The organism is uncultured Desulfovibrio sp. (assembly GCF_944324525.1).
GTDB lineage: Bacteria > Desulfobacterota > Desulfovibrionia > Desulfovibrionales > Desulfovibrionaceae > Desulfovibrio.
Map to the genome: position 1 here is coordinate 161,520 of NZ_CALUWS010000001.1, position 21,443 is coordinate 182,962.

The window sequence follows — 21,443 nt, forward strand, 5'->3', positions numbered from 1 at the left end:
CGTCAGTTGATGAAGACAGGTTGATAGAGCCGGCGATCCAGCATGGCCTTGGCTGTCCCGCGCAGCACGGTGGTCAGCGGCTCCTTGTCCACAAAGACCTTGAGGCGCGTCTCCCGGGCGATGCGCTGATCCAGTCCTCGGAGCAGGGAACCGCCCCCGGCCATGAGCAGACCGTTGCGGTGGATGTCCGCGGCCAGTTCCGGCGGGGTGCGCTCCAGCGTCCGCAGGACGGCCCCCACGATGACCTGTATGCATTCGTTGAGCGCCTCGCGGATATGCCCCTCACCGATGGTGATGACTTTGGGCGCGCCTTCCACAAGATCCTTGCCGGAGACCTCCAGCCGGGGCGAATCGGGACGCGGCACGGCGTTGCCAAGGATCTTTTTGACGTTTTCCGCCGTTATCTCGCCGACTTCAAGCCGAAAGACATCCCGCAGATAGCGCTGCACGGCCATGTTCATGGCGTCTCCGGCCACGCGGACCGACTGGGAGACCGCGATGCCGGACAAGGTGATGACCGCCACTTCGCTGGTGCCGCCGCCAATGTCGAGCACCATGTTGCCCAGCGGTTCGCCCACGGGCAGGTCCGCCCCCAGCGCCGCGCCCATGGGCTCCTCGACCAGGGAGACGTCATGCGCGCCGGCCAGATGGGCCGAGTCGATGACGGCCCGTTTTTCCACCTGCGTGATGCCGGTGGGGATGCAGATGACCATGGACGGTTTGACCAGGCGCAGACCGGTGATGATCTTGCGCACGAAATAGGCGATCATGGCCCGGGTGACGTCAAAGTCCGCGATGACGCCGTCCTTCATGGGCCGGATGGCCCGGATGCGCTGCGGGGTGCGCCCCAGATACTCGCGCGCCTCGCTCCCTACGGCAAGTACCGTGTTTTTCTGGACTGCTACGGCGACCACCGAGGGCTCGTTGATGACGATGCCATGCTTGCGGGTGAACAGCAGCGTGTTGGCTGTCCCCAGATCCATGGCGATGTCCTGGGCGAAAAAGCGGCGAAGCAGATGCGGCAGCATGGCTATTCTTCACTGGCGTGGGGGTGCGGGGCGTTGTCCGGGTCGTACATGCGGGAACCGCTGGTGTGCACTTGCGCCCGCGGCAGCATATTGCGCAGCCTGGTCTTGAGATAGAGATTTTCCAGAAAGAGAGCCAGATGATCCACCGCCAGCTGTACGAAACTGCGCAGAGCCTCGTCCATTTCGCGGGGCGCGGTGTGGGCGAGGCAGAGCACGCAGCGCGTGCTCTTGTTGACGATGACCGGAAGACAGATGACGGCCTGAAAGTCCGGCATGTCCGGCAGCTTGGCAAAGAGCATGGTCCCCTGCCCGCTGTTGCTGCCTTCCACGAAGACGGGCTGATCGTTGTTGAACACCCAGCCCGCGATCCCGCTGCTCATGCTGAATTCCAGCATTTCCCCCTCATTGAGCAGAAGGGGGACGGACTCGCACTCCAGGCAATAGGCTTCGCCGGGGCGCACCACCGACGCGAAGGCGCAATAGTCGAAGTGGGTGGCCTCGGCCACCGTCTTCAGATAGTTCTGGATGAACTGCGGCCAGCGTTTGTGGTGGAGGCGCAGGTTCTGGATGACGCAGAGCTGGGCGAAATAGCGGGAGATATCCCCTCCCAGCGGTTCCGTCCTGTTCTGGGCGGCCTGCTGGCGGGTGATGAGCTCCGCAAACATCTGCAGGATCTTGTAATCCTTGTCCGTGAAGGAATACTGGCGTTTGCTGTCCACGCACAACGCGCCGCCCGTGGGCACGGGACAGCCCATGAAGGCCTTGACGCCGCCCTCCTCGCCTTCGCGGTAGTAGCCCAGCGTGCTCTGGCTCTTGTCGAAGTTGGGCACGACCAGCGGCTGACGGCTGCGCAGGATCCAGCCCACAAGTCCCTTGCCCGGCTGGATGGTGCTGCCCTCCGCAATGCCGTCGCCCAGACTGAAGGCGGCGACCAGGCGGTGAACCTCTCCTTCGCCTTCCGCGTGCTCCTCCGGCAGGAAGAGGACGGCGGAATAGGCGTCGAAAACGCTGCAAACGATGCTCAGGACGTGTTTTTCAAGGATGTTGTTCATAGGTATGCGGGGAATGCACCGATGTTGAGGGTATGGCCCGTCATCACGGACGTCGGGGCTATGCTACCAGAGGTGCGGGCTGGCTGCAACTGTCCGGCTCGCCGGTTTTTTTGTAAAAAACGGCAGGCGGGGGGCTGGAAATCGGCAGAAAAATATCGTAGAATTATTTACTAAGCAGAGAAGGTGACGCATGCTCAAATGGCAAGAAGTTTTCAGCAAGAACGGCCTGCCCTGGCGGGACGCCGAAACGCTTGCCGAGCCGTTGTCGTGCAGCAACCTCACCCAGCTCAAGTCTTTTCTTGATGCGGTACATATTCGCTTCTGCCTGGTCAAGCCCTTTCAGGAGACCAAGGGCTACCCGCTGGTGGAGTCGCGCGAGCTGCTCCCCTCCTTTGACAACGACATGTTCGAGCACAAGGAGCTGCCCGGCTTTGCCATGGTGGCCTTTGCCCGGCAGTTGCACTATTTTTCCGAGATCTTCCAGTACGACAAGCTGCATCCGGTCATCACCGAGGTGGAGGGCGTGCCCTGCTGTCCCCTGGAAAGCCAGGTCTACCACCAGAATCTGGAGACCATAGCCTCCCGTCTGCCGCGTCTGCATCAGGACGTCTTCCGGCAGCAGTTCCGTACGGCGGACACCTCCCTGCTGGACACCTACCCGGCCCTCGTGCCCTATCTCTGCAGCATGGACAGGGCGCAGGTGCTGGCGCTGGATGCCGGGCGGCAGTTCCATCTGGCCGGCATCTTCGCTTCCTTTCCCTCGGATATCGACAGCGAGCTCAAGCGGTTCGGCATCCGCATCGGCAAGTTCGTTTACGGCGACAACGAACTGTACGAGCGCAACCGCATGTTCGTCTACCAGTATCTCATGGAGCTGTACGGCTTTCCCATCGTCTCCGAGCGCCGCACCTCTTCGGCTCTTTTTGCCCGCAAGCTGCACAAGATGGGAGAGCGCTTCCTGCTGCGGGTGCTGGGACAGACGGACCGCACCCTCACCACCTACACGGCGGACGGCGAGAACCGGCGCTACCCTCTTCTGGAAAAGATCGCGCTCGTCAAGGTGGATGAGGATCAGGAAGAAGCCATCGAACGTATCGACGAGGGCGGCTTTTTCCTCGACAGGGCCCGCCGGGTCATCATCATTCGCATCACCTACCGTCAGCACAGTTTCGACCAGAGCAACGTCCGGCAGGACCGCGCGCTCTCGGTGGCCTTTCAGGAAGTGCTGCACCCGCTGACGGGCCAGCCGCTGCCGGGGCTCAACATCATCAAGGATACCACCAATATGTTCCTGCGCCTCAACGACATCGTGCGCGGGGAATATTCGGGGCGCATCGTCTACAAGCGTACCGAAGTGGTGGAGAATACCGATACCGACGAGAAGCGGCTCAAATTCCTCTATGCCTGGCTGACCAAGCATCAGCGCCGCATGATCAGCTACAGCGACGAATTTTTTTCCAACGTGAGCAAGGTGCTTTCCCGCTACCTCTATACGCCGGAGAATGACGAGGCCTTCGAGACCATGCGCGAACTGCACCGCGAGGTCTGCACGCGTTTCAGCTACATCCAGCAGGCACGGCGTGTGCGCATCCTGGAAGATCTGCGCCTGCGCACCTTCAAGGGCACGCGCATCACCTACCGGCAGATGATGCGCGAGGCGCTCGAACAGCTCACGGATCTCAAGTTCGAGATCTCCACTTTCTTCCCTGATCTTGTGGACGCCATCATGAAGTGTGTGGAGGACATGCTCTCTGATCGCTACATGCTCCGCACCTACATGGAACCGCCGGAAGAGCACCTGAGCAAGGCCGGGCTTGAAATACGGCGCAATTATGGCAAACTGGTTTCCCTGCTGGACGGCTTCAAGGCTGTCCGCAAGGCAAGAACCCACAAGGATGAGGCCCCGTAGTGAGCGAACATCGTTTTTATCTGGCGCCGGAAGACTGGCCCGACGCCCCGCAGGGCGAGGCCCTGCTGGAAGGGCAGGAGGCCGTGCATCTGGCGCAGTCCCTGCGTCTTGGCCCCGGAACGGATGTCGGTCTGCTGGACGGCAGGGGACGCACCGGCCTGTTTACCGTGGTGGAGAGCGGCAAGCGCAGGGTGCGTCTTGTCTGCCGCAGTGTGGACATCTCTCCGCAACCCGTTTCCCGCCCCATCATCGCCCTGGCCTTCAGCAAGGCCGTACGGCGCGGCTTTTTTATGGAAAAAGCCGTGGAGCTGGGCGCCTGGGAGGTCTGGCTCTGGCAGGGGGATCACAGTCAGGGACGTCTGCCCGCCGATATCCGGGAATCCTGGCAGAATCAGATGATCGCCGGCGCCAAGCAGTGCGGCAATCCCTGGTTGCCGCAGATCCGCGCGCTCTCCGGAGGCATAGGCGAGCTGATCGCCCTGTCCGCCGGGGTGGACCAGCGTATCCTGCCCTGGGAGCTGCAGGACGGCTCCTCCATGCTGACGCCTGATATGGCGGGCCGGCCCGGCACGACCCTGTATGTCATCGGGCCTGAGGGCGGCTTTTCTTCGCGCGAGCTGGAGGCGCTGAAGGCGGCCTCCTTCCGCATGGTCAGTCTGGGGCAGCGTATCCTGCGCTGCGAGACGGCGGCAACTCTTTGTCTGGGGATTCACTGGTGGGCTTCGCACCTCACGAACAACCGTCCCTCTTGAACAGCGGGGAGGCTGCCTCCCGTCCCCTGCCGGAACGGCTGCGCCCGGACGGGCTGGATCTTTTTCTGGGACAACCGCACCTTGCGGCCAAGATCCGTTCCTTCATGCAGGCCCCGCGCCTGCCGAGCCTGCTTTTTTTCGGGCCGCCCGGCTGCGGCAAGTCCACCCTGGCCCTTCTGCTGGCACGGGCCAGCGGCAGGCGCTACCTGCGCATCAGCGCGCCGGAAGCGGGCTTGCAGCATCTGCGGCGCTCGCTGGCCGGCGTGGAGGTGTTGGTGCTGGACGAGCTGCACCGCTTTTCCAAAGCCCAGCAGGATTTTTTCCTGCCGCTGCTGGAATCCGGCGAGCTGACCCTGCTGGCCAGCACCACGGAAAATCCCTCCTTCAGCGTGACGCGTCAGCTCCTTTCCCGCTTGCATGTGCTGCGCCTGCGTCCGCTGGGGCGGACGGAGCTCATGGAGCTCGCGCGGCGCGGCGCGGAATCCCTGCACATCACGCTGGAGGATCCCGCCCGGGAAGTGCTGGCGGCCGCGGCGGGCGGCGATGCCCGCACTCTGCTCAATCTGGTGGAATATGCGGCCGCCCTGCCGGAAGAGAGCCGGAAGGCCGAGCCGCTCAAGGCCGCCCTGCCGGAAATGCTGGCCCGGCATGACAAGGACGGCGACAATCATTATGAGCTGGCCTCGGCGCTCATCAAGTCCATCCGCGGCAGCGACGTGGACGCGGCGCTTTTTTATCTGGCCTGCCTGCTGGAGGGGGGCGAGGATCCCCGCTTCATCTGCCGCCGTCTCATCCTGTCGGCATCCGAGGATGTGGGGCTGGCCGACCCGCAGGCGCTGCCGCTGGCCGTGGCCTGTCAGCAGGCCGTGGAATTCGTGGGCATGCCCGAGGGCTTCATCCCGCTGGCGGAAACCGTCGTCTATCTGGCGCTTGCCCGCAAGAGCAACTCCAGCTACGCCGCCTATCTCAACGCCCAGCGTGAGGTGAAGCTCAACGGCGTACCGCCTGTGCCGCTGCATTTGCGCAACGCCACGACCCAGCTGCAGCGGGAATGGGGCTACGGCAAGGATTACAAATATCCGCACAATTACCCTGAAGGTTATGTGGAGCAGGCCTATCTGCCGGATGAGGTGCAGGGGCGGCGCTTCTACCAGCCCAAGGACTGCGGCGACGAGACGCGCCTGAGTCAGTGGTGGCGCAGGATACACAAAATTCACAAGGACGGCTGACATGAAAATGCCCATGCCCTTTGACGACAGTTTTTTTAGCCGCAAGTTCCTGACCGAGGACAGTTACCGCAGCCCTGCCCTGCCCGCGGCCCCCGCGCCGGGGCTGTTGCGTTCCTGCGGTTTTTATTATCGGCTTTTTCTGGGGCCTGTACGCTGGCTGTGCGCCAAAGCCGCCCGCGGCGAATGCACGGACGCGGCCTGGGTGCATGCCAGCGCCTGGGTGGCCGAACTCATGGAAGGGCTGGGCTGCCCCATCCATATAGACGGCATGCGGCACTTTGAGCGGCTGGAGGGGCCGTGCCTCTTTGTGGGCAACCATATGAGCACGCTGGAGACCTTCCTCCTCCCCAGCATCATTCGTCCGTTCCGGCCCGTGACCTTCGTGGTCAAGAAAAGTCTGACCACCATGCCCTTTTTCGGAGCGGTCATGCGCTCGCGCGACCCCATCGTCGTGGAGCGCGTCAATCCCCGTCAGGATTTGGCGGCGGTGCTGGAGGGCGGACAGCGCCTGCTGGAAAAGGGGATTTCCGTCATCGTCTTTCCGCAAAGCACACGGTCCAGGCAGTTCAGCGAAGAGCATTTCAATACCATCGGCATCAAGCTTGCGCGCAAGGCCGGCGTGCCCGTGGTGCCGCTGGCCCTCAAGACGGATGCCTGGGGCAAGGGGAAGCACGTCAAGGAGCTGGGCCCGGTGCGTCCCGGCATGCCGGTACGTTTCGTCTTTGGCGAAGCCATGAACGTCAGCGGCAACGGCAAGGCGGAGCATGCCGCCATCTGCTCGTTCATCCGTGAGCATCTTGTTCGCTGGGAAGCGGAGGACGGGGTCAACGGCGCGGCATGAGCACGGCCTGTCGGCTTTTCGCCCGGTGTTGGAAAAAAAGAGGGGACGTACGGCGTCCCCTCTTTTATATTTATATGTAGGCGCTGGCCGGCAGGGACTAGAGCATTTCCCGTTTGAAACGCGCTGCGTTTCAAACCATACGGCCTGTCGTTTCGCGGAAAAAGCGCGGTTTTTCCGCTCACTTTGGGCCGGGCGGCGCTGTACCGCCGCCTCGCGTTTTGCCGTTGCCGGACGGTGGAGCCATTTTTTGCTGGGAAGCGGCCCCGGCTTTTTTCTGCGGGACAAGTTTTTTTGATTTTTCCGGGCCGGGAGGAGAAATTCCTTGTACCGGGCGGGCCCCGTCAGGGAGATTTTTGTGGATCGGTCGGGACGATCCTGTCCAGACAACGAAAAAAGGGGTCATGCATTTGCATAACCCCTTGATTTTTCTGGTCGGGATGGCGCGATTTGAACGCGCGGCCTCAGCGTCCCGAACGCTGCGCTCTAGCCAAACTGAGCCACATCCCGTTGCGAAAAAGAACCTAGCCCAACGCGGGAAGAATTGCAAGCCTTTTTTTCATTTGTCAATTTTTTTTATCTGCGGTAGATTTTTTTCGTTGAGCGATGAAATACTTTAGCTCTGGAGCTTTCCCGTGGTACGAGTTCTTGTCGTTGACGATTCTACGTTTATGCGCAGCGCCATCGTGGCCCTGCTGGAAAAAGATCCCGAAATCACCGTCTGCGGTACCGCCAAGGACGGGCAGGACTGTTTGGCCAAGGTTGCCCAGCTGCAACCGGACATCATCACCCTGGATGTGGAAATGCCGCGTATGGACGGACTGGCGACACTCAAGGAACTGATGCGGACCAATCCCCTGCCCGTGCTCATGGTCAGCTCCCTGACGGCCGAGGGGGCGGAAACGACCCTCAAGGCTCTGGAATACGGGGCGCTTGATTTCATTGCCAAGGTGAGCGGGGCCGAGCAGGAAGATTTCGGCGTCGAACTGCGCCACAAGGTCAAATCCATTGCCCGGCGCAAGGCTTTTCTCCGTCTGCGTTACACCAGGACCAGTCTTGAGTCCGGCCGCAGCTCTTCCCTCTCTTCCTCTGCCGGCAGCTCCGCCTCGTCCCTTGGCAGCAGCGCGGCGCGCCCCTCTTCCCTGTCTTCCGGTCTGGGCAGGACGTCCGGCACGAGCAGCCTGACCAGCGGCGCTTCCGCCGCCTCGCGTCAGGGCGCGACCGCCCGCCCCACCCTGCGGACTTCCGCCACAGCGGCGGGCACGAGTGCCGCGACCCCGGCAGGCGGCATCATCCGGCCCTGCACCGGCACGCATGACATCGTGGTCATCGGCGTGTCCACCGGCGGGCCGCCGGTGGTGCAGAAGATCCTTTCCGCCCTGCCCGCCAATTTCCCCGCCTGCATCCTGGTGGCCCAGCATATGCCGGCGACCTTCACCGGCCCGTTCGCCAAGCGCCTCGACAGCGTTTGCCAGATCACGGTGACGGAGGCCGCCAACGGCGACAAAATCCAGAACGGGCATGCCTATGTCTGCCCCGGCGGCAAACATATCGGCATCCAGATGCGGGGGCCGCTGCCGGAAGTGCTGGTGACGACGGAACCTACTTCCGCGCTCTACAAGCCCAGCGTCAACGTGCTCATGGAGACGGCGGGCAACGGTCTGGGCCGGCGGGTGCTGGGCGTCATGCTGACCGGCATGGGGTCCGACGGCTGCGAGGGCGCCAAGGTGCTCAAGCAGAGAGGCGGCTACCTGATTGCCCAGAACGAGGCTTCCTGCGTCGTCTACGGCATGCCCAAGGCGGTCGTGGATGCGGGGCTGGCCGATCAGATTCTTGATGCCGATGATATCGCCAAGGCAATAATGGCCTGTGTAAAAGGTTAGTTGACCCCCTACTCAAGGACACCATCATGCTCGACTCGTCTACCAATGTGCATCAGATACTGGAAAATCTTCAGAGCGAAGACAGTGACGCCATTCGCAGCGGCGCCTTTGCCGCGGGTGACGCAGGCCTTGAGGAGGCCCTCCCCTATCTGTGCAAACATCTGACCAGTGAAAATCTGGGCATACAGGAAGCGGCGGAGTACGCCCTGCGCAAGATCCGCGGCGCGCGTACCGTGGATGCCGTCCTGCCGCTGCTGCGCCATGACGATGCGCCCATCCGTAACGTGGCCATGGATATCCTGCGCGAGATCGGCGTGGACAACATGCGCGCCCTGCGCGAGTGGCTGCATGACGAGGATCCGGATGTTCGTATTTTCGTGTCCGATATCCTGGGCTATACGCAGGATCATCTTGCCGTTCCCCTGCTGGGCGAAGTGCTGCTGCATGACCCGGAAGTCAACGTGCGCTATCAGGCGGCGGTGAGTCTGGGCGAGCTGGGTTTTCCCGAAGCGGTGGACTACCTGGCCAAGGCCATGATGGAAGATGAGGAATGGGTGCAGTTCGCCGTGGTGGAGGCCCTGAGCCGCATCAATGACGAGTCGACCATCCGGGCCCTTGTGCAGGTGCTGCCGGAGGTCTCGCCGCTGGTGTGCTCCGCCATCATCGACGCCATCGGCAGCGTGGGCGACCTCAAGACCATCCCGCTGCTGTTCAAGTCGCTGGAAAACGTCAGCGTGGCCCTGCGGCACAAGACCGTCAAGGCCATCGTCCAGATCCTCGGCGGGCAGTCCCTGTCGCTGCTGACGCCGAAGCTGCAGGAGCGCCTGCGCGTCTATCTGCTGGATGCCCTGACGGACAACGACGAAGATATTCTCATGGCCGCCCTGCAGGGCCTGAGCTTCATGGGGGATGGCGAAGCCTCACAGGCGGTCTTTGATCTGGCCTGCCGCCTGGACCCCGACCAGTCGCCCGAACTCTATGAGGCGACCATCCGCGCCATCGCTTCCATCGGCTATAACGACGTCATCCGCGATGCGCTGACCAGCGGGGATGAGCTGCACATCATGATCGCCATGGAAGCCTGCCAGCTCATGGGGGATCACCGGCCAGTGGAGGTCATCAAAAGCATTTTCTGGGATCTGGGCAGCGAGCTGCAGCGTGCGGGCATGGCGGAGCTTTCCCAGTTGGGCACGACGGAGGACATCCCCTTCTTCAAGGAAGTCGTCGCCCGCTGCGACGACCCGGAGATCCTCAAGAGCGCCCTTATCTTCTTCGGCAATCAGCACGGTTGCGAAGATGCCTGCACCGTGGCCTTCAGTCAGCTCGACCATCGCTATGTCGATGTGCAGGAAATGGCGCTTGAGGCCTGCATCAACCTGCACAGCCCCATTCTCAATGAACGTTTCCGCGAGCGCATGAACAGCGACGACGACATGCAGCGCCTCATGGCCGTTTACGCCATGGGCCGCTACAGCGTGACGGAAAACCTCAGCGAGATCACCGATGCGCTGGAGGATCAGAGCCCGCGCGTGCGCCAGATGGCCGTGGAGGCCTTCCTCAATCTCGGCATAGAGGCGGAGCGTTACCTGCCGCGCATCATCCCCCGGCTCTTTGACGAAAACAAGGACGTCCGCGCCGCTGTCGTCAACCTTCTCGGCCAGATCGGCACGCCGTCCGTCATGCCGCATCTCATGACGGCCCTTAATGACGACAACGACTGGGTGCGCATCCGGGCCGTCGAGGCCCTGGGCCTCAACAAGGCCATCGATGCCGTGCCGACGCTGGCGTCCATGCTGGAACATTCCAGCCCCATGCTCACCTTCAAGATCATTGAGGTGCTGGGCAAGATTGGCGGCAACGTCGCCTTCAGCGTGCTGTTGAGCATGATGGATCATGAAGATCCTGAGATCCAGCACGCCGCCGCGGAAGCGGTCGCCGCCATTCAGGCTGAACAGGAGTAAGATCATGAGCCAGCAGCGTCCTTCTTTTTTAAGTGGTGACAGCAAGCTCTCGTCAGAGAAGGACAAGGATTCTTCCTTGCGCAAGCCTGCCGAGGCTCCCCGTCCGTTTACCTCTTTGCGTAGTACGGCGGGCACGAGCGGCAGCTCCCTTGGCTCGGGGCTGGGCGCCGGCTCCGCCCGGGCGGAGTCGCCGTTTCGTTCCGCATCGGGCAATCAGACAAGCGGCAGCTCTCTGGGGAGCGGTTCGCCGTTCTCTTCCGGACTGCGCAGCGGCACAGGCCTGGGGGGGGCGGCCGGTTCCGGCCAGACGGGCGGCCTTACGTCGGGGCTTTCCTCTTCCACACGTCCCTCGGCCTTTTCCCGTCCGGCGACATCCTCCGGAGCCGGGCTGGGGGCCGCGTCTTCCGGGGCTGGCACGACATCCTCGCCCTTCCGCTCTTCTCTGGGGCAGCAAGGCGGCGTCAGCGCCGCGGGGACCGGCACAAGCGGTCTGCGTTCTCCTCTGAGCAGCCTGAGCCGCCCCGGGCAGGACGCTTCGGCGCGCCCTGGGCTGACGCCGTCTTCTCCGTTCCGCCCGGCAGGTCAGACGACGCCCTCTTCCGCGCCTGCCTCGTCCTTCCGGACGCAGAGCGCGCTGGGCGGCCTGCGTACGCCCTCGCCCACCTCCGCCTTTCGGCCCGCGCCCGGCAGCGGCATGCAGGCCGGGTCGTCCACGCCCTTCCGTAAGGATTTGCAGATAAGCGACGAGGAATTCCTGCAGTTGCGGGACTTCATCTATCAGGTCTGCGGCATCTTCATCGCCGAAAACCGCAAATACCTGGTGGAGAACCGTCTTTCCAACCGCATCAAGGAACTGAACCTCAAATCCTACAGCGAGTATTACAATTTTCTCCGCTTCGACAACAGCCGCAAGGAAGAGCTCAACCGCCTTTTTGAAGTGGTGACGACCAACGAAACGAGCTTTTTCCGCAATCCGCCGCAGCTCAAGGTCTTTCAGGACTATGTGCTCAAGGAAGTCATCGACGAATGCCGCAGGACCGGGCGCAAGCGTCTGCGCATCTGGTCGGCCGGCTGCAGTACCGGCGAGGAGCCGTATACGCTGGCCATCATCCTGTATGAGGTGCTGAAGTCGGAGATTCGTTCGTGGGATATCAAGATCACGGCCAATGACCTTTCGGAAGCCGTGCTGGCAGCCGCCCGCCGCGGCATCTATAACGAGTATGCCTTGCGCACCACGCCGCCGGAGATCGTTTCCGCCTACTTCACCAAGGACGGCAACGTCTACAAGATCAAACCGGAGCTGAAGCAGCTGGTTTCCTTCGGTCAGATCAATCTGAGCGACAAGGAGCAGCTGCGGCGTGTGGAGAAGTCGCAAATCGTCTTTTGCCGTAATGTCATCATTTATTTTGACGATGATATGAAGCGTAAGGTCATCAGCGCGTTCTACGACAATCTTGAGCCCAACGGCATGCTGCTCATCGGTCACTCCGAGTCCCTGCACAATATCAGCCGTGCGTTCAAGCCGGAGCACCATACCGGAACCATTGTCTATCGCAAGATGAGCTGAGGTCATGGCCGCCAGGATTCTTGCTGTTGCCAACCAGAAAGGCGGAGTGGGCAAGACGACGACGTCGCTCAGCCTTGGCGGTGCGCTGGCGCGCAAGGGCAAGCGGGTGCTGGTGTTGGATCTGGATCCTCATGCCTGCGCCACGCTGCATGCGCGCCTGTACCCCGAAACGGTCACCGTCAGCCTGTACGAACTTTTTGTCGCCAAAGAGAGCGAGTGGCCTGCCGTCTGGGAACAGCTCATCCACACACAGGCCATTTCAGGCATGGATATTGCGCCCGGCAGCATTCGCCTGAATGACCTTGAAGACGTCATGCACAACAGGACGTGCAAGGGTACGATTCTTGCACGTGCTGTGCGCAAGGTGCGCGACCGGTACGATTTTATCGTGCTGGACTGCCCGCCGCACATGTGTCTCATGCTCGTCAATGCCTTGCTGGCCAGCGATCTGCTGATCATCCCCATTCAGACGGATTTCCTGGCCCTGCACGGCCTGCGGCTGCTGTTCGACTCGCTGCATACGCTGAACAAGGTGTTGCCGTCGCCCATACGCTACCGGGCTGTGGCCACCATGTACGACAAGCGGGCCAAGGCCTGCATGCATGTGCTGGATCTGCTGCGCAAGAAGATGGACGGCGCCATTTTTGAGACGGTCATCGGCGTGGATACGCGGTTTCGTGAGGCCAGTGCCCTGGGCTGTACCATTTTTGATATTGATCCCAAGTCCCGTGGCGCATGCTCGTATGCCGACATGGCCGAGGAGGTGCTGAAGTTATGGTGAAAACTCCTGCTGAATATTTTGCCGACCTGGATCTGCACCTTTCCGGCAAGGACGCGGCCACCGCACCCCTTTCTCGTGCGGAGCAATCCTTTGTGGAAAAATATCTCGGGCCCGATGCCCTGGCAGGGATCCCTGTCATCACGGCGCCCGAATCGCTGATGCAGGGAGGGGCCGCTCTGGCGGCGGCTCCGGCGGCTATCTCTCCGGATTCCGCCACTGCGCAACCGCCGTCGGCCGGAGTCAGCAGGCCTGTCGTCGTCGAGGAGGAGCTTCCTTCCGTTGATGAGGCGGAAGAACAGCGCCGCCTGCTCTTCTCCGCTTCCGAGATCCAGCTTGTGTCCGTCCGCATCGCCGGCACATCCTTCCTGTTGCCCATCATGGCCATCAGCGAGGTCTTGCGATATATGCCGCTGGCGTTGCTGCCCCGTGCGCCGCGCCATGTGGCGGGCGTCATCAATCTTCGCGGACGGCTTACGCCGCTTGTCCATCTGTGCATGCTGGTCAGCAGTGACGCGTCGCCGCGTTACGCCGCGGACAGTCTTGTGGTGGTTTGCCCCTGCGGGGGCATCCAGATAGGACTTATCATTGACAAAGTGGAAAATATTTATACCGTGCGGCAGCAGGAGCTCAACTGGAACCCCGAGACCCACTTCGGGGAAGCCGCGGAATGCCTCTATGCGCTTGCCCGCATAGGCGAGAACCTCTACGGCATACTGGCGCCGGAGCGTATCGGGCAGATCCTTTGCCGCTGACAGGAAAGCATCCAGCTATTCGGCAGACTTGCCAAGCCCCCTGAAACTCTCTAGACTCTGCTTCAAACGCCTTTGCACGAGGATGGCACGACATGAGCAAGCATATACTGGTGGTGGACGATTCCAAGACGATTCGCAATCTTGTGGCCTTTGTGCTCAAGGCCGAGGGCTTTCGTGTCAGCACCGCCGAAGACGGTCTTGACGCCATGGAAAAGCTGTACAGCCTGGATCAGGTGGATCTCATCGTTTCCGACGTCAATATGCCGCGCATGGACGGCTTCACCTTCATCAAGAATATCCGCGCCCAGGATGCCTACAAGGACATCCCCATCATCGTGCTTTCCACCGAAGGCCAGGAGAAGGACATTCAGACCGGCATGGCGCTCGGGGCCAACCTCTACATGGTGAAGCCCGCCCAGCCAGAAAAAATGGTCCGCAACATAAAGATGCTGCTTGGCTAGCCGATAATACTAGGCAAGTGCGCCTGAATGGCATACTCTCAAGCCAAGTAGGTATGGTATGAGTCAAGATTTTTTTGATCCGGAACTCTTTGCCGACTTCATCAATGAAGCCAAGGAGCATCTGGAAACTATCGAGCCGAACTTGCTGGAGCTGGAAAAGGCTCCGGACAATCTTGCGCTTCTCAATGATATTTTTCGGCCCATGCACTCCCTGAAAGGGGCGTCCGGCTTTCTGGGGCTGAATCGTATCAACCAGCTTGCCCACAAGTCAGAAAATATTCTGGACGAACTGCGTAAGGGGACCATGGTGGTCACGCCCGAGATCATGGACGTGATCCTTTCCTCCACGGATGCCCTGCGCCAGATGGTCGAGAACCTCGAGGCGACGAACTCCGAAGGGGATGTGGAGATAGACCACATCATTGCCCAGATCGAAGCCATCATGAATGGCGAGGCTGCGGCTCCCGCCGCCGAGGCCGCTCCGGCTGAAGCGCCCGCCGCGGAAGCGGCTCCCGCTGAGGAAGCTGCGCCTGCCGCCGAAGCTGCCGAGCCTGCGGCCGCCGCCGAGGCTCCGTCTGCGGCCCCTGCTGCCGAGGCTCCCGCTGCGGTTTCCCCTGAAGCCGCAGGATCTGAAGAAGCCCCGGGCATGAGCAGCAAGGAGTGGGTCGCCAGCCTGCCGGACAAGCAGGAATACGCCCTCAATGCCTTTGGCGAAGGGCACCTCAAGGATTTCATCGACGAGTCGCTCGAGATCACCGGCAACCTCAATGACGGCCTGCTGCAGCTGGAAGATGGTGACGGACAGGAAGACCTCGTCAACGACCTCTTCCGCTTTTTCCACAATCTCAAGGGCAACAGCGGCATTATCGGCTACAATGAGCTGAATGCGCTGACGCATGAGGCGGAAACGCTGCTCAATAACGTCCGTCAGGGCAAAATGTCGCCTTCTCATGAGCTCATCGACCTGCTCCTGCTGGTCGTGGACGTCATGGAGACGCTTGTCGGCCGGATCGACGTCGCCAGCGGCAAGACCCGCCCCTTCGATACCGAACCCATCCTGACGCAGCTGAAAAAGGCGGTGGCCGGTGAGGAGATCGCCCTCCCCCCTGCGTTGATTGCTGCCCAGAAAGGCGGCAAGGGCGGAGAGACCGGCGACGGCAAGCCTGTGGATGTGGTGACGCCGGTCATTATCCCCATGGGGGCGGAAGGAGACGATCTGGACGCCTTCCAGGCGACGATCAAGCAGCAGTTCGAGATCATCAATGCCGCTCTTGCCACGCTGCGCAAGGATGGTTCGCACAAGGACTCCGAGGACGCGCTTTTCCGTTGCCTGACGGCCATCAAGAACGCCAGCAGTTTTGTGGGCTTCAATGACGTCAAGGAATATGCCGAACGGACCGCGGGCATCGTTGACCAGGGACGCTCCCAGGGCATAGACTTCTCTCTGATGGTCGACCTGATCTCTCAGGAAACCGCCATCATCGAAGAGATGGCCACGGCTGCCATCAAAAAGAAGCGGGAGTCCGCGCCTGCCGCTCCTGAAGCTGCTGCTTCCGAACCTGCCGCGCCTGCGGCTGAGTCGGAAAAGGTCGCTCCTGCCGCTGCCCCTGCGGCCAAGCCCGCCGCGCCTGCGGCCCCCGCTGCGGCCCCTGCGGCCCCCGCTGCGGCCCCTGCGGCCAAGCCTGCTGCGGCAGCCGCCGCGCCCGCCGCCAAACCGGCCGCCCCTGCGGCTCCTGCTGCTGCGCCTGCAGCCAAGCCCGCCGCCCCTGCGGCCAAGCCCGCTGCGGCAGCCGCCAAGCCCGCCGCCAAACCGGCTACGGAGACGGCACAGAAGAGTTCGTCCATCCGTGTGGATCATGAGCGGCTCGACCACCTCATGAACCTCATCGGCGAACTCATCATCAACCGCAACCGGTACGCCCTTATCGCCCGGTCTCTGGAATCCGGCGGGGCGGATGTGGATATCTCGCAGGTGGCGCAGAGCCTTTCGGAAACGACCTACGCCATGGCGCGCATTTCCGACGACCTTCAGGATACCATCATGAAGGTTCGCATGGTGCCGGTCTCCTCCGTGTTTTCCCGCTTCCCCCGTCTGGTGCGTGACTTGTCGCGCAAAAGCGGCAAGGAAGTGGACCTCGTCATGGAAGGCGAGGAAACGGAACTGGACAAGAGTGTGGTGGAGGCCATCGGCGACCCGCTGGTGCACCTCATCCGTAACTCCGTCGACCACGGTATCGAGTCGGAAGAAGCACGCGTGGCCGCCGGCAAATCCCCCAAGGGCCGCGTGACGCTGCGTGCCTTCCACAAGGGGAACTCCGTCGCCATCGAGATCGAGGACGACGGCAAGGGCATTGACCCCGAAAAGATGCGTGAAGTGGCTATCCGCAAGGGGATCATCACGGCGGAAGAAGCCGCGCAGCTCGATGATCGCGAAGCTGTAGAGCTCATCTTTGCCCCCGGCTTCTCCTCCGCGGACAAGATCACGGACATTTCCGGTCGTGGTGTGGGTATGGACGTGGTGCGTACCAACATCAAGAACCTCAAGGGAAGCGTCAGCACCAATACCGAACTGGGCAAGGGTACGCGCTTCACGCTGAGCCTGCCGCTGACGCTGGCCATTATTGACGCCCTGATGGTCAATGTGTCCGGTCAAACCTACGCCATTCCGCTGGATGCGGTTTCGGAAACGACCAAGATCGAGTGCAGCCGTCTGACGGACGTGAAGGGCCGCAAGGCCGTCACCCTGCGCGGCGAAGTGCTGGGTATCGTGGAACTGGCTGAAATGCTGGATCTGCCGCGTACGGATCCGCTGCCTGAAGTGCTCTCCGTCGTGGTGATCCATGATAACGATCGCCGTCTGGGGCTGGTGGTGGATCGCCTGCTGGAACGGCAGGAAATCGTCATCAAGCCCTTGGGCGCTTATCTGGGGGATCTCAAGGGGATCTCCGGAGCGACCATCATGGGCGACGGCTCGGTCATCCTCATCCTTGACCCGCATGAGATCTATGTGATGTCCACCTCCAAGGCCAGCAACAGCCTGGGCAATGAATCGCCCAAGGGCGTCTCGCGGGCCTCCTCTTCCGAATCTTCGGGCTGTGAGGAGTTCACCATCTGACGCAAAACGCTGCGATCACGGCGGGCGCCATCAAACGATGGCGCCCGCTTTTTTTGTATCCTCCCCCTGCCCTTCCGTGCGCAATTCTCGTTTGCAACGCTTTGCGTTTCCAACCTTGCGTTTTGCCGTTTTCAACGGCAAAACGCTATGTGCGTACCAAACGGGTTTTCGCAGGATGAAAAAAAGCACAGCGAGTAAGACCGCTGTGCTTTGTGTCGTATGCTCTTGCGGGCATGGCCCGAAAGGGCCGTATGTTTTGCCGCTCGTGTTGTTTTTAGCGCATTCTCAGTTAGCCATACGGCCTGGCGTTTCGCGGGAAAAACGCTGTTTTTCGCTCACTTTCGGTCGTGCGGCGTGTGCTGATGCCTCTCGCGTTTCATCTTTGTCAAAGATAAACGCTCCAGGGCGTGCTAACACAAATTTTACAAACAATTTCATCAGTTAAGAAAAGCAAGCTGTATGCGCTCCGCTTGCTTTTGGGGCGAGGCTGCCTCGTACCCCGACTGTTCCCACTATAAAAGCACGCTGAGGAAGGGGAACCCCTCCAGCGTCGGCGGAGGGGTTCCCCTTCCCCCTAAACAAGCAGCAAAGAGTGTTACAGGCCCTAGTAGGCGCGGATATACTCGTCCAAACTTTCCGCCGAGCAGTTGCGGCTGACCCAGAAAGCGGACGCCCAGACCATGAGCGCCGTTGCCTGGGTGTCGTCCAGCGACTTGAGCTTGCTCTCCAGACTGGATTTGCTCGCACCGTGCCGCATGTGCACGTGGTTGATCTCGCAGGCATCGTGTACGCGCAACAGCAGATAGGACAGGCGGGAATTGTCCGGCATGAGCCGCATATCCTTGTGCGCTTCCACGATGGCCTTCAGTTCGGCTCCCGTGAAAAGGGTCTTGATGTTGGTGATGGCCCGGAAAAAAGTATCCACAGCCCACGGGAGGATGAACTCCGCTCCCGCGCTCTTGGTACGGAAGTAATCTTTGAGCCAGCGTTCCTGGTCCTCATTGATGCGAGCGGCGACCTGTGGCATGTTTCCCCCGGTAAATCATGGGAGCAGGCAGATCGCGCGGAAAACGCCATGCGGAGAAAGCTGCTGTCGTCGGCTTCCTCCCGGATCGGTCGCATGGGCGTTACGCTATGCTTGCTCCAAACCCCTTATTTTTTCACGTACCTTTTTTCCCTATCGTACCAAAGGAAAAACATCAAGAAAAAATCTAGAAAATATCTTGCATCCCGTAGAGGCGGCCGGCGGCACGCCCCTTGAGCCAGGCGGCGGCCCGCAGGGCGCCCTGGGCAAAAGTCTCGCGCGAATGGGCCTGATGGGTGACTTCGATGCGTTCCCCGGGGCCCATGAAGTAGATCGTATGGACGCCCACCACATCCCCGCCCCGGATGGCCTGGATGCCGATCTGCGCCTTGGGGCGCTCGCCAATGATGCCGTCGCGGGCCGAGCAGCGGACGTCAGGCAGATTCCAGCCCCGCGCTTCGGCAAGACATTCGCCAAGGGTCAGCGCCGTCCCGCTGGGGGAGTCCTTTTTGCGGTTATGATGCAGCTCCACCATTTCGATGTCGTACTTGTCGCCCAGCGCCCTGGTCAGCTCGGGCAGGATCTTGCGCAGCACGTTGATGCCCACGCTCATGTTGGAGGACCAGAACAGGGGCGTTTTCTGGGCAAGCCCCGCCAGTTCGGCCCGCTGCGCCTCGTCAAGTCCGGTGGTGCCGATGACGGCGGCATGCCCGCTTTCGGCAGCCTGGCGCGCGGTGTTCAGGCTGACCTCCGGCGCGGTGAAGTCGATGATCACGGCGTCGGCGCAGTGGGCGAGGGCCGCGCGCAGGTCGTCGGTGATGAGGCAGCCGTTGCCGGCGTGGAGCTGGGCCAGATGATCGGCCCGGTCCACCAGAGCCGCAAGGCTGTAGGTGTTGTCTTCCTCGGCCAGCGTGGCGATGGTGCGTCCCATGCGCCCGCCGGCTCCCATGATGATGAGCGGCGTTGCCATATCGTATCTCTCCTTTGCTGGCGGACGTGCCGGGCTTATTCGCCCCTACGGAGCATGTCCAGGAATTCTTGTTCGCTGAGGATGGGGATCCCCAGTTTTTCAGCTTTTTCGCGTTTGCTGCCGGCCTTTTCCCCGGCCACCAGATAGTCCAGTTTCTTGCTGACGCCCCCCGCGATGGCCGCCCCGCAGGCTTCCGCCATCTTGGCGGCGTCATCCCGTTTCATGGAAAGGGTCCCGGTGAAAAGGATGGTCTTGCCGGCCAGCGGGCCGTCGGCCACGGCAGCTTGCGCGGGCTCCGCCGGGGCCGAGGGCCAGAGCCCCAGCGCGCGGAAGCGTTCCAGCATGGCGGCATTGGCCGCGTTGGCAAAGAAAGCGCGGATGGAGGACGCCACTTCGGGGCCGATGTCCTCCAGACGCATGAGCTCTTCCGTGCCGGCGTGCGCCAGGGCGTCGAGGTCGGCATAATGCCGGGCAAGCTGGCGGGCGGTCTGCTCGCCCACATGCCGGATGCCGAGGCCGCAGATCAGGCGCGCAAGGGTGGCCGTGTGCCGGGCCTGCTCGATGGCGTCCACGAATTTCTGGGCCAGCGAGTCGCCCATGCGGTCGTACTGCAGCAGCTCCGGCACCGTGAGGGTGAAAAGGTCCGGCGGCGACTGCACGCGCCCGCTGCTGACCAGCTGTTCGATCCACTTCTGGCCGATGCCGCCGATGTCCAGCCCGGCTTTGGAGACGAAATGGCTGATGGCCCGCAGGCGGATGGCCGGACAGGCGAGATTGTCGCAACGCCAGGCGGCCTCCCCTTCTTCCCGGTGGGCCGGCTGGCCGCAGACCGGGCAGACGTGCGGGAAGACGAATTCCGCCGCGTCCGCCGGGCGCGCTTCCAGCACCGGGCCGACCACTTCGGGGATGACGTCCCCGGCGCGCTGCACAAGCACCGTGTCCCCGATGCGGATGTTCTTGGCGCGGATTTCATCCTCATTGTGCAGGGTGGCCCGCGAGACCATGACGCCGCCCACGGCCACCGGGTCAAGGATGGCCACCGGCGTCAGCACGCCGGTACGCCCCACCTGGATCTCGATGCCGCGCAGGATGGTGCGGGCCTGCATGGCCGGGAACTTGAAGGCCACGGCAAAGCGCGGCGCGCGGGCCGTATGGCCGAGGGCTTCCTGCGCTTCCAGATCGTCCTGCTTGGCCACGGCGCCGTCGATCTCCATATCGAAGCTCTCGCGTCGCTGCCGCACCTGCTCCACATAGGTCTCCACCTCGGCGGGACCAGCGCAGAGGCGACCGTCAGGCGGCGTCTGGAAGCCGTAGTCCCGCAGCCGGGCCATGAGTTCGCTTTGGAGCCTGCAGGGCTGCGCTCCGCCCCAATCCGCATCGCCCAGGCTGTAAGCCAGGAAGCGCAGCGGCACGGCGCTGGTGGCCGTGGTGTCCAGCTGCCGGAGCGCCCCTGCCGCCGCATTGCGCGGATTGGCGAAGGTCTTCTGCCCGAGGGCGTCGCGGCGTTCATTGAGGGCGGCAAAATCGGCCTTGAAGATGACGACCTCGCCGCGCACTTCCAGACGGGCGGGCAGCTCCCCACCCTGCGCCGGCGGTCTGAGCCGCAGGGGGATGGTTTTGATGGTACGCACGGCGGCGGTCACCACCTCGCCGATCTCCCCGTCGCCACGGGTCAGGGCTTCGGTCAGGACGCCGTTCTCGTAGACGATCTCCAGGGCCAGGCCGTCCAGCTTGGGGTCGCACCAGAAGGCAAGCGGCGCTTCAGGCAGGGCCCGGCGCATGCGCTCGACGAAATCGCGCCACTCCTCGGCATTGAACACATTGTCCAGCCCGTACATGCGGCGGCGGTGCGCCTTCTTGACCAGCCCGCTCAGGAGGCCGCCGCCCACGCGCAGGGTGGGCGAGTGAGGGCTGCGCCACTGGGGGTGAGCGGCTTCCAGCGCCAGCAGTTCGCGGAACAGGGCATCATAGGCGTCGTCGCTGATCTCCGGCGCGTCCAGCACATGGTAACAGTAGTTATGGTGTTCCAGCTCGGCCACGAGGGCGTCCATGCGCGCCTTTTCCGGCGGGACGGAGGCGACGGGCTGGGTAAAGAGCGGCAAGTCGTCAAGAGGCATAGGG

At 62.2% G+C, this 21,443-nt stretch carries 16 protein-coding genes and 1 tRNA gene; 11 read left to right on the forward strand and 6 right to left on the reverse strand.

All coding sequences use genetic code 11. From position 1 onward, the window contains the following. Positions 1-2 precede the first annotated feature (2 nt). The gene (locus Q0K12_RS00725) at positions 3-1,028 is read right to left on the reverse strand and encodes a rod shape-determining protein (protein ID WP_297259497.1); all 1,026 of its coding nucleotides are present in this window, start codon (positions 1,026-1,028) and stop codon (positions 3-5) included. A gap of 2 nt (positions 1,029-1,030) precedes the next feature. Further along, the gene (locus Q0K12_RS00730; RefSeq protein WP_297259499.1) at positions 1,031-2,080 is read right to left on the reverse strand and encodes a GAF domain-containing protein; all 1,050 of its coding nucleotides are present in this window, start codon (positions 2,078-2,080) and stop codon (positions 1,031-1,033) included. Between the two features lie 190 nt (positions 2,081-2,270). Here Q0K12_RS00730 and Q0K12_RS00735 point away from each other — a divergent pair, with 190 nt between their 5' ends. Genes Q0K12_RS00735 through Q0K12_RS00750 form a run of 4 tightly spaced genes read left to right on the forward strand, consistent with a single transcriptional unit; the run spans position 2,271 to position 6,811 of the window. Continuing rightward, positions 2,271-3,989, forward strand: coding sequence for a hypothetical protein (locus tag Q0K12_RS00735; protein ID WP_297259501.1), 1,719 nt, complete (start codon positions 2,271-2,273; stop codon positions 3,987-3,989). Further along, positions 3,989-4,741 (forward strand): 16S rRNA (uracil(1498)-N(3))-methyltransferase, encoded by a 753-nt coding sequence (locus tag Q0K12_RS00740; protein ID WP_363315604.1) that lies wholly within the window; start codon positions 3,989-3,991, stop codon positions 4,739-4,741. Before Q0K12_RS00735 ends, Q0K12_RS00740 begins: the two co-directional genes overlap by 1 nt. Beyond that, positions 4,705-5,970: a replication-associated recombination protein A gene (locus Q0K12_RS00745; RefSeq protein ID WP_297259502.1), complete on the forward strand. Its 1,266-nt coding sequence runs from the start codon at positions 4,705-4,707 to the stop codon at positions 5,968-5,970. Before Q0K12_RS00740 ends, Q0K12_RS00745 begins: the two co-directional genes overlap by 37 nt. A 1-nt stretch (position 5,971) precedes the next feature. Then, the gene (locus tag Q0K12_RS00750) at positions 5,972-6,811 is read left to right on the forward strand and encodes a lysophospholipid acyltransferase family protein (RefSeq protein ID WP_297259503.1); all 840 of its coding nucleotides are present in this window, start codon (positions 5,972-5,974) and stop codon (positions 6,809-6,811) included. Between the two features lie 429 nt (positions 6,812-7,240). Here Q0K12_RS00750 and Q0K12_RS00755 read toward each other — a convergent pair. Continuing rightward, a tRNA-Pro gene (locus Q0K12_RS00755) sits at positions 7,241-7,318 on the reverse strand. Positions 7,319-7,443: 125 nt separating this feature from the next. On the opposite strand from Q0K12_RS00755, the gene Q0K12_RS00760 reads away from it, so the two are divergent. From Q0K12_RS00760 to Q0K12_RS00790, 7 genes are all read left to right on the forward strand, one after another. Continuing rightward, positions 7,444-8,691, forward strand: a complete 1,248-nt coding sequence (locus tag Q0K12_RS00760; RefSeq protein ID WP_297259505.1) for a chemotaxis response regulator protein-glutamate methylesterase — start codon at positions 7,444-7,446, stop codon at positions 8,689-8,691. Between the two features lie 26 nt (positions 8,692-8,717). Then, positions 8,718-10,652 (forward strand): HEAT repeat domain-containing protein, encoded by a 1,935-nt coding sequence (locus Q0K12_RS00765; RefSeq protein WP_297259507.1) that lies wholly within the window; start codon positions 8,718-8,720, stop codon positions 10,650-10,652. 694 nt (positions 10,653-11,346) lie between these two features. After that, a complete protein-coding gene (locus Q0K12_RS00770; RefSeq protein ID WP_297259536.1) occupies positions 11,347-12,219 on the forward strand; it encodes a protein-glutamate O-methyltransferase CheR in 873 nt (290 codons plus the stop codon). A gap of 4 nt (positions 12,220-12,223) precedes the next feature. After that, positions 12,224-13,000 carry a ParA family protein gene (locus tag Q0K12_RS00775; protein WP_297259509.1) on the forward strand — a complete coding sequence of 259 codons (777 nt, stop codon included), beginning with the start codon at positions 12,224-12,226 and terminating at the stop codon, positions 12,998-13,000. Beyond that, positions 12,994-13,752, forward strand: coding sequence for a chemotaxis protein CheW (locus Q0K12_RS00780; RefSeq protein WP_297259511.1), 759 nt, complete (start codon positions 12,994-12,996; stop codon positions 13,750-13,752). Before Q0K12_RS00775 ends, Q0K12_RS00780 begins: the two co-directional genes overlap by 7 nt. A gap of 92 nt (positions 13,753-13,844) precedes the next feature. Continuing rightward, positions 13,845-14,213: a response regulator gene (locus Q0K12_RS00785; protein ID WP_296304597.1), complete on the forward strand. Its 369-nt coding sequence runs from the start codon at positions 13,845-13,847 to the stop codon at positions 14,211-14,213. A 58-nt stretch (positions 14,214-14,271) separates the two neighbouring features. Beyond that, complete coding sequence (locus Q0K12_RS00790) at positions 14,272-17,328, forward strand: chemotaxis protein CheA (RefSeq protein WP_297259513.1); 3,057 nt, start codon at positions 14,272-14,274, stop codon at positions 17,326-17,328. A gap of 604 nt (positions 17,329-17,932) precedes the next feature. Here the strand turns inward: Q0K12_RS00790 and Q0K12_RS00795 are convergent. The 3 genes from Q0K12_RS00795 to ligA all read right to left on the reverse strand — a co-directional run bounded on the left by Q0K12_RS00795 (position 17,933) and on the right by ligA (position 21,439). Continuing rightward, positions 17,933-18,355, reverse strand: a complete 423-nt coding sequence (locus tag Q0K12_RS00795; RefSeq protein WP_297226526.1) for a hypothetical protein — start codon at positions 18,353-18,355, stop codon at positions 17,933-17,935. A gap of 184 nt (positions 18,356-18,539) precedes the next feature. Next, positions 18,540-19,322: a 4-hydroxy-tetrahydrodipicolinate reductase gene (gene dapB / locus Q0K12_RS00800; protein ID WP_297259515.1), complete on the reverse strand. Its 783-nt coding sequence runs from the start codon at positions 19,320-19,322 to the stop codon at positions 18,540-18,542. 35 nt (positions 19,323-19,357) lie between these two features. Further along, positions 19,358-21,439 (reverse strand): NAD-dependent DNA ligase LigA, encoded by a 2,082-nt coding sequence (gene ligA, locus Q0K12_RS00805; RefSeq protein WP_363315605.1) that lies wholly within the window; start codon positions 21,437-21,439, stop codon positions 19,358-19,360. Positions 21,440-21,443 lie beyond the last annotated feature (4 nt).

Excerpts from the sequence above, each read along its gene's own strand:
- Q0K12_RS00785 (WP_296304597.1), top strand. The coding sequence starts at position 13,845 with ATGAGCAAGCATATACTGGTGGTGGACGATTCCAAGACGATTCGCAAT.
- dapB (WP_297259515.1), bottom strand. The coding sequence starts at position 19,322 with ATGGCAACGCCGCTCATCATCATGGGAGCCGGCGGGCGCATGGGACGC.
- Q0K12_RS00775 (WP_297259509.1), top strand. The coding sequence starts at position 12,224 with ATGGCCGCCAGGATTCTTGCTGTTGCCAACCAGAAAGGCGGAGTGGGC.
- Q0K12_RS00730 (WP_297259499.1), bottom strand. The coding sequence starts at position 2,080 with ATGAACAACATCCTTGAAAAACACGTCCTGAGCATCGTTTGCAGCGTT.
- Q0K12_RS00725 (WP_297259497.1), bottom strand. The coding sequence starts at position 1,028 with ATGCTGCCGCATCTGCTTCGCCGCTTTTTCGCCCAGGACATCGCCATG.
- Q0K12_RS00750 (WP_297259503.1), top strand. The coding sequence starts at position 5,972 with ATGAAAATGCCCATGCCCTTTGACGACAGTTTTTTTAGCCGCAAGTTC.
- ligA (WP_363315605.1), bottom strand. The coding sequence starts at position 21,439 with ATGCCTCTTGACGACTTGCCGCTCTTTACCCAGCCCGTCGCCTCCGTC.
- Q0K12_RS00735 (WP_297259501.1), top strand. The coding sequence starts at position 2,271 with ATGCTCAAATGGCAAGAAGTTTTCAGCAAGAACGGCCTGCCCTGGCGG.
- Q0K12_RS00790 (WP_297259513.1), top strand. The coding sequence starts at position 14,272 with ATGAGTCAAGATTTTTTTGATCCGGAACTCTTTGCCGACTTCATCAAT.
- Q0K12_RS00770 (WP_297259536.1), top strand. The coding sequence starts at position 11,347 with ATGCAGGCCGGGTCGTCCACGCCCTTCCGTAAGGATTTGCAGATAAGC.
- Q0K12_RS00795 (WP_297226526.1), bottom strand. The coding sequence starts at position 18,355 with ATGCCACAGGTCGCCGCTCGCATCAATGAGGACCAGGAACGCTGGCTC.
- Q0K12_RS00765 (WP_297259507.1), top strand. The coding sequence starts at position 8,718 with ATGCTCGACTCGTCTACCAATGTGCATCAGATACTGGAAAATCTTCAG.
- Q0K12_RS00780 (WP_297259511.1), top strand. The coding sequence starts at position 12,994 with ATGGTGAAAACTCCTGCTGAATATTTTGCCGACCTGGATCTGCACCTT.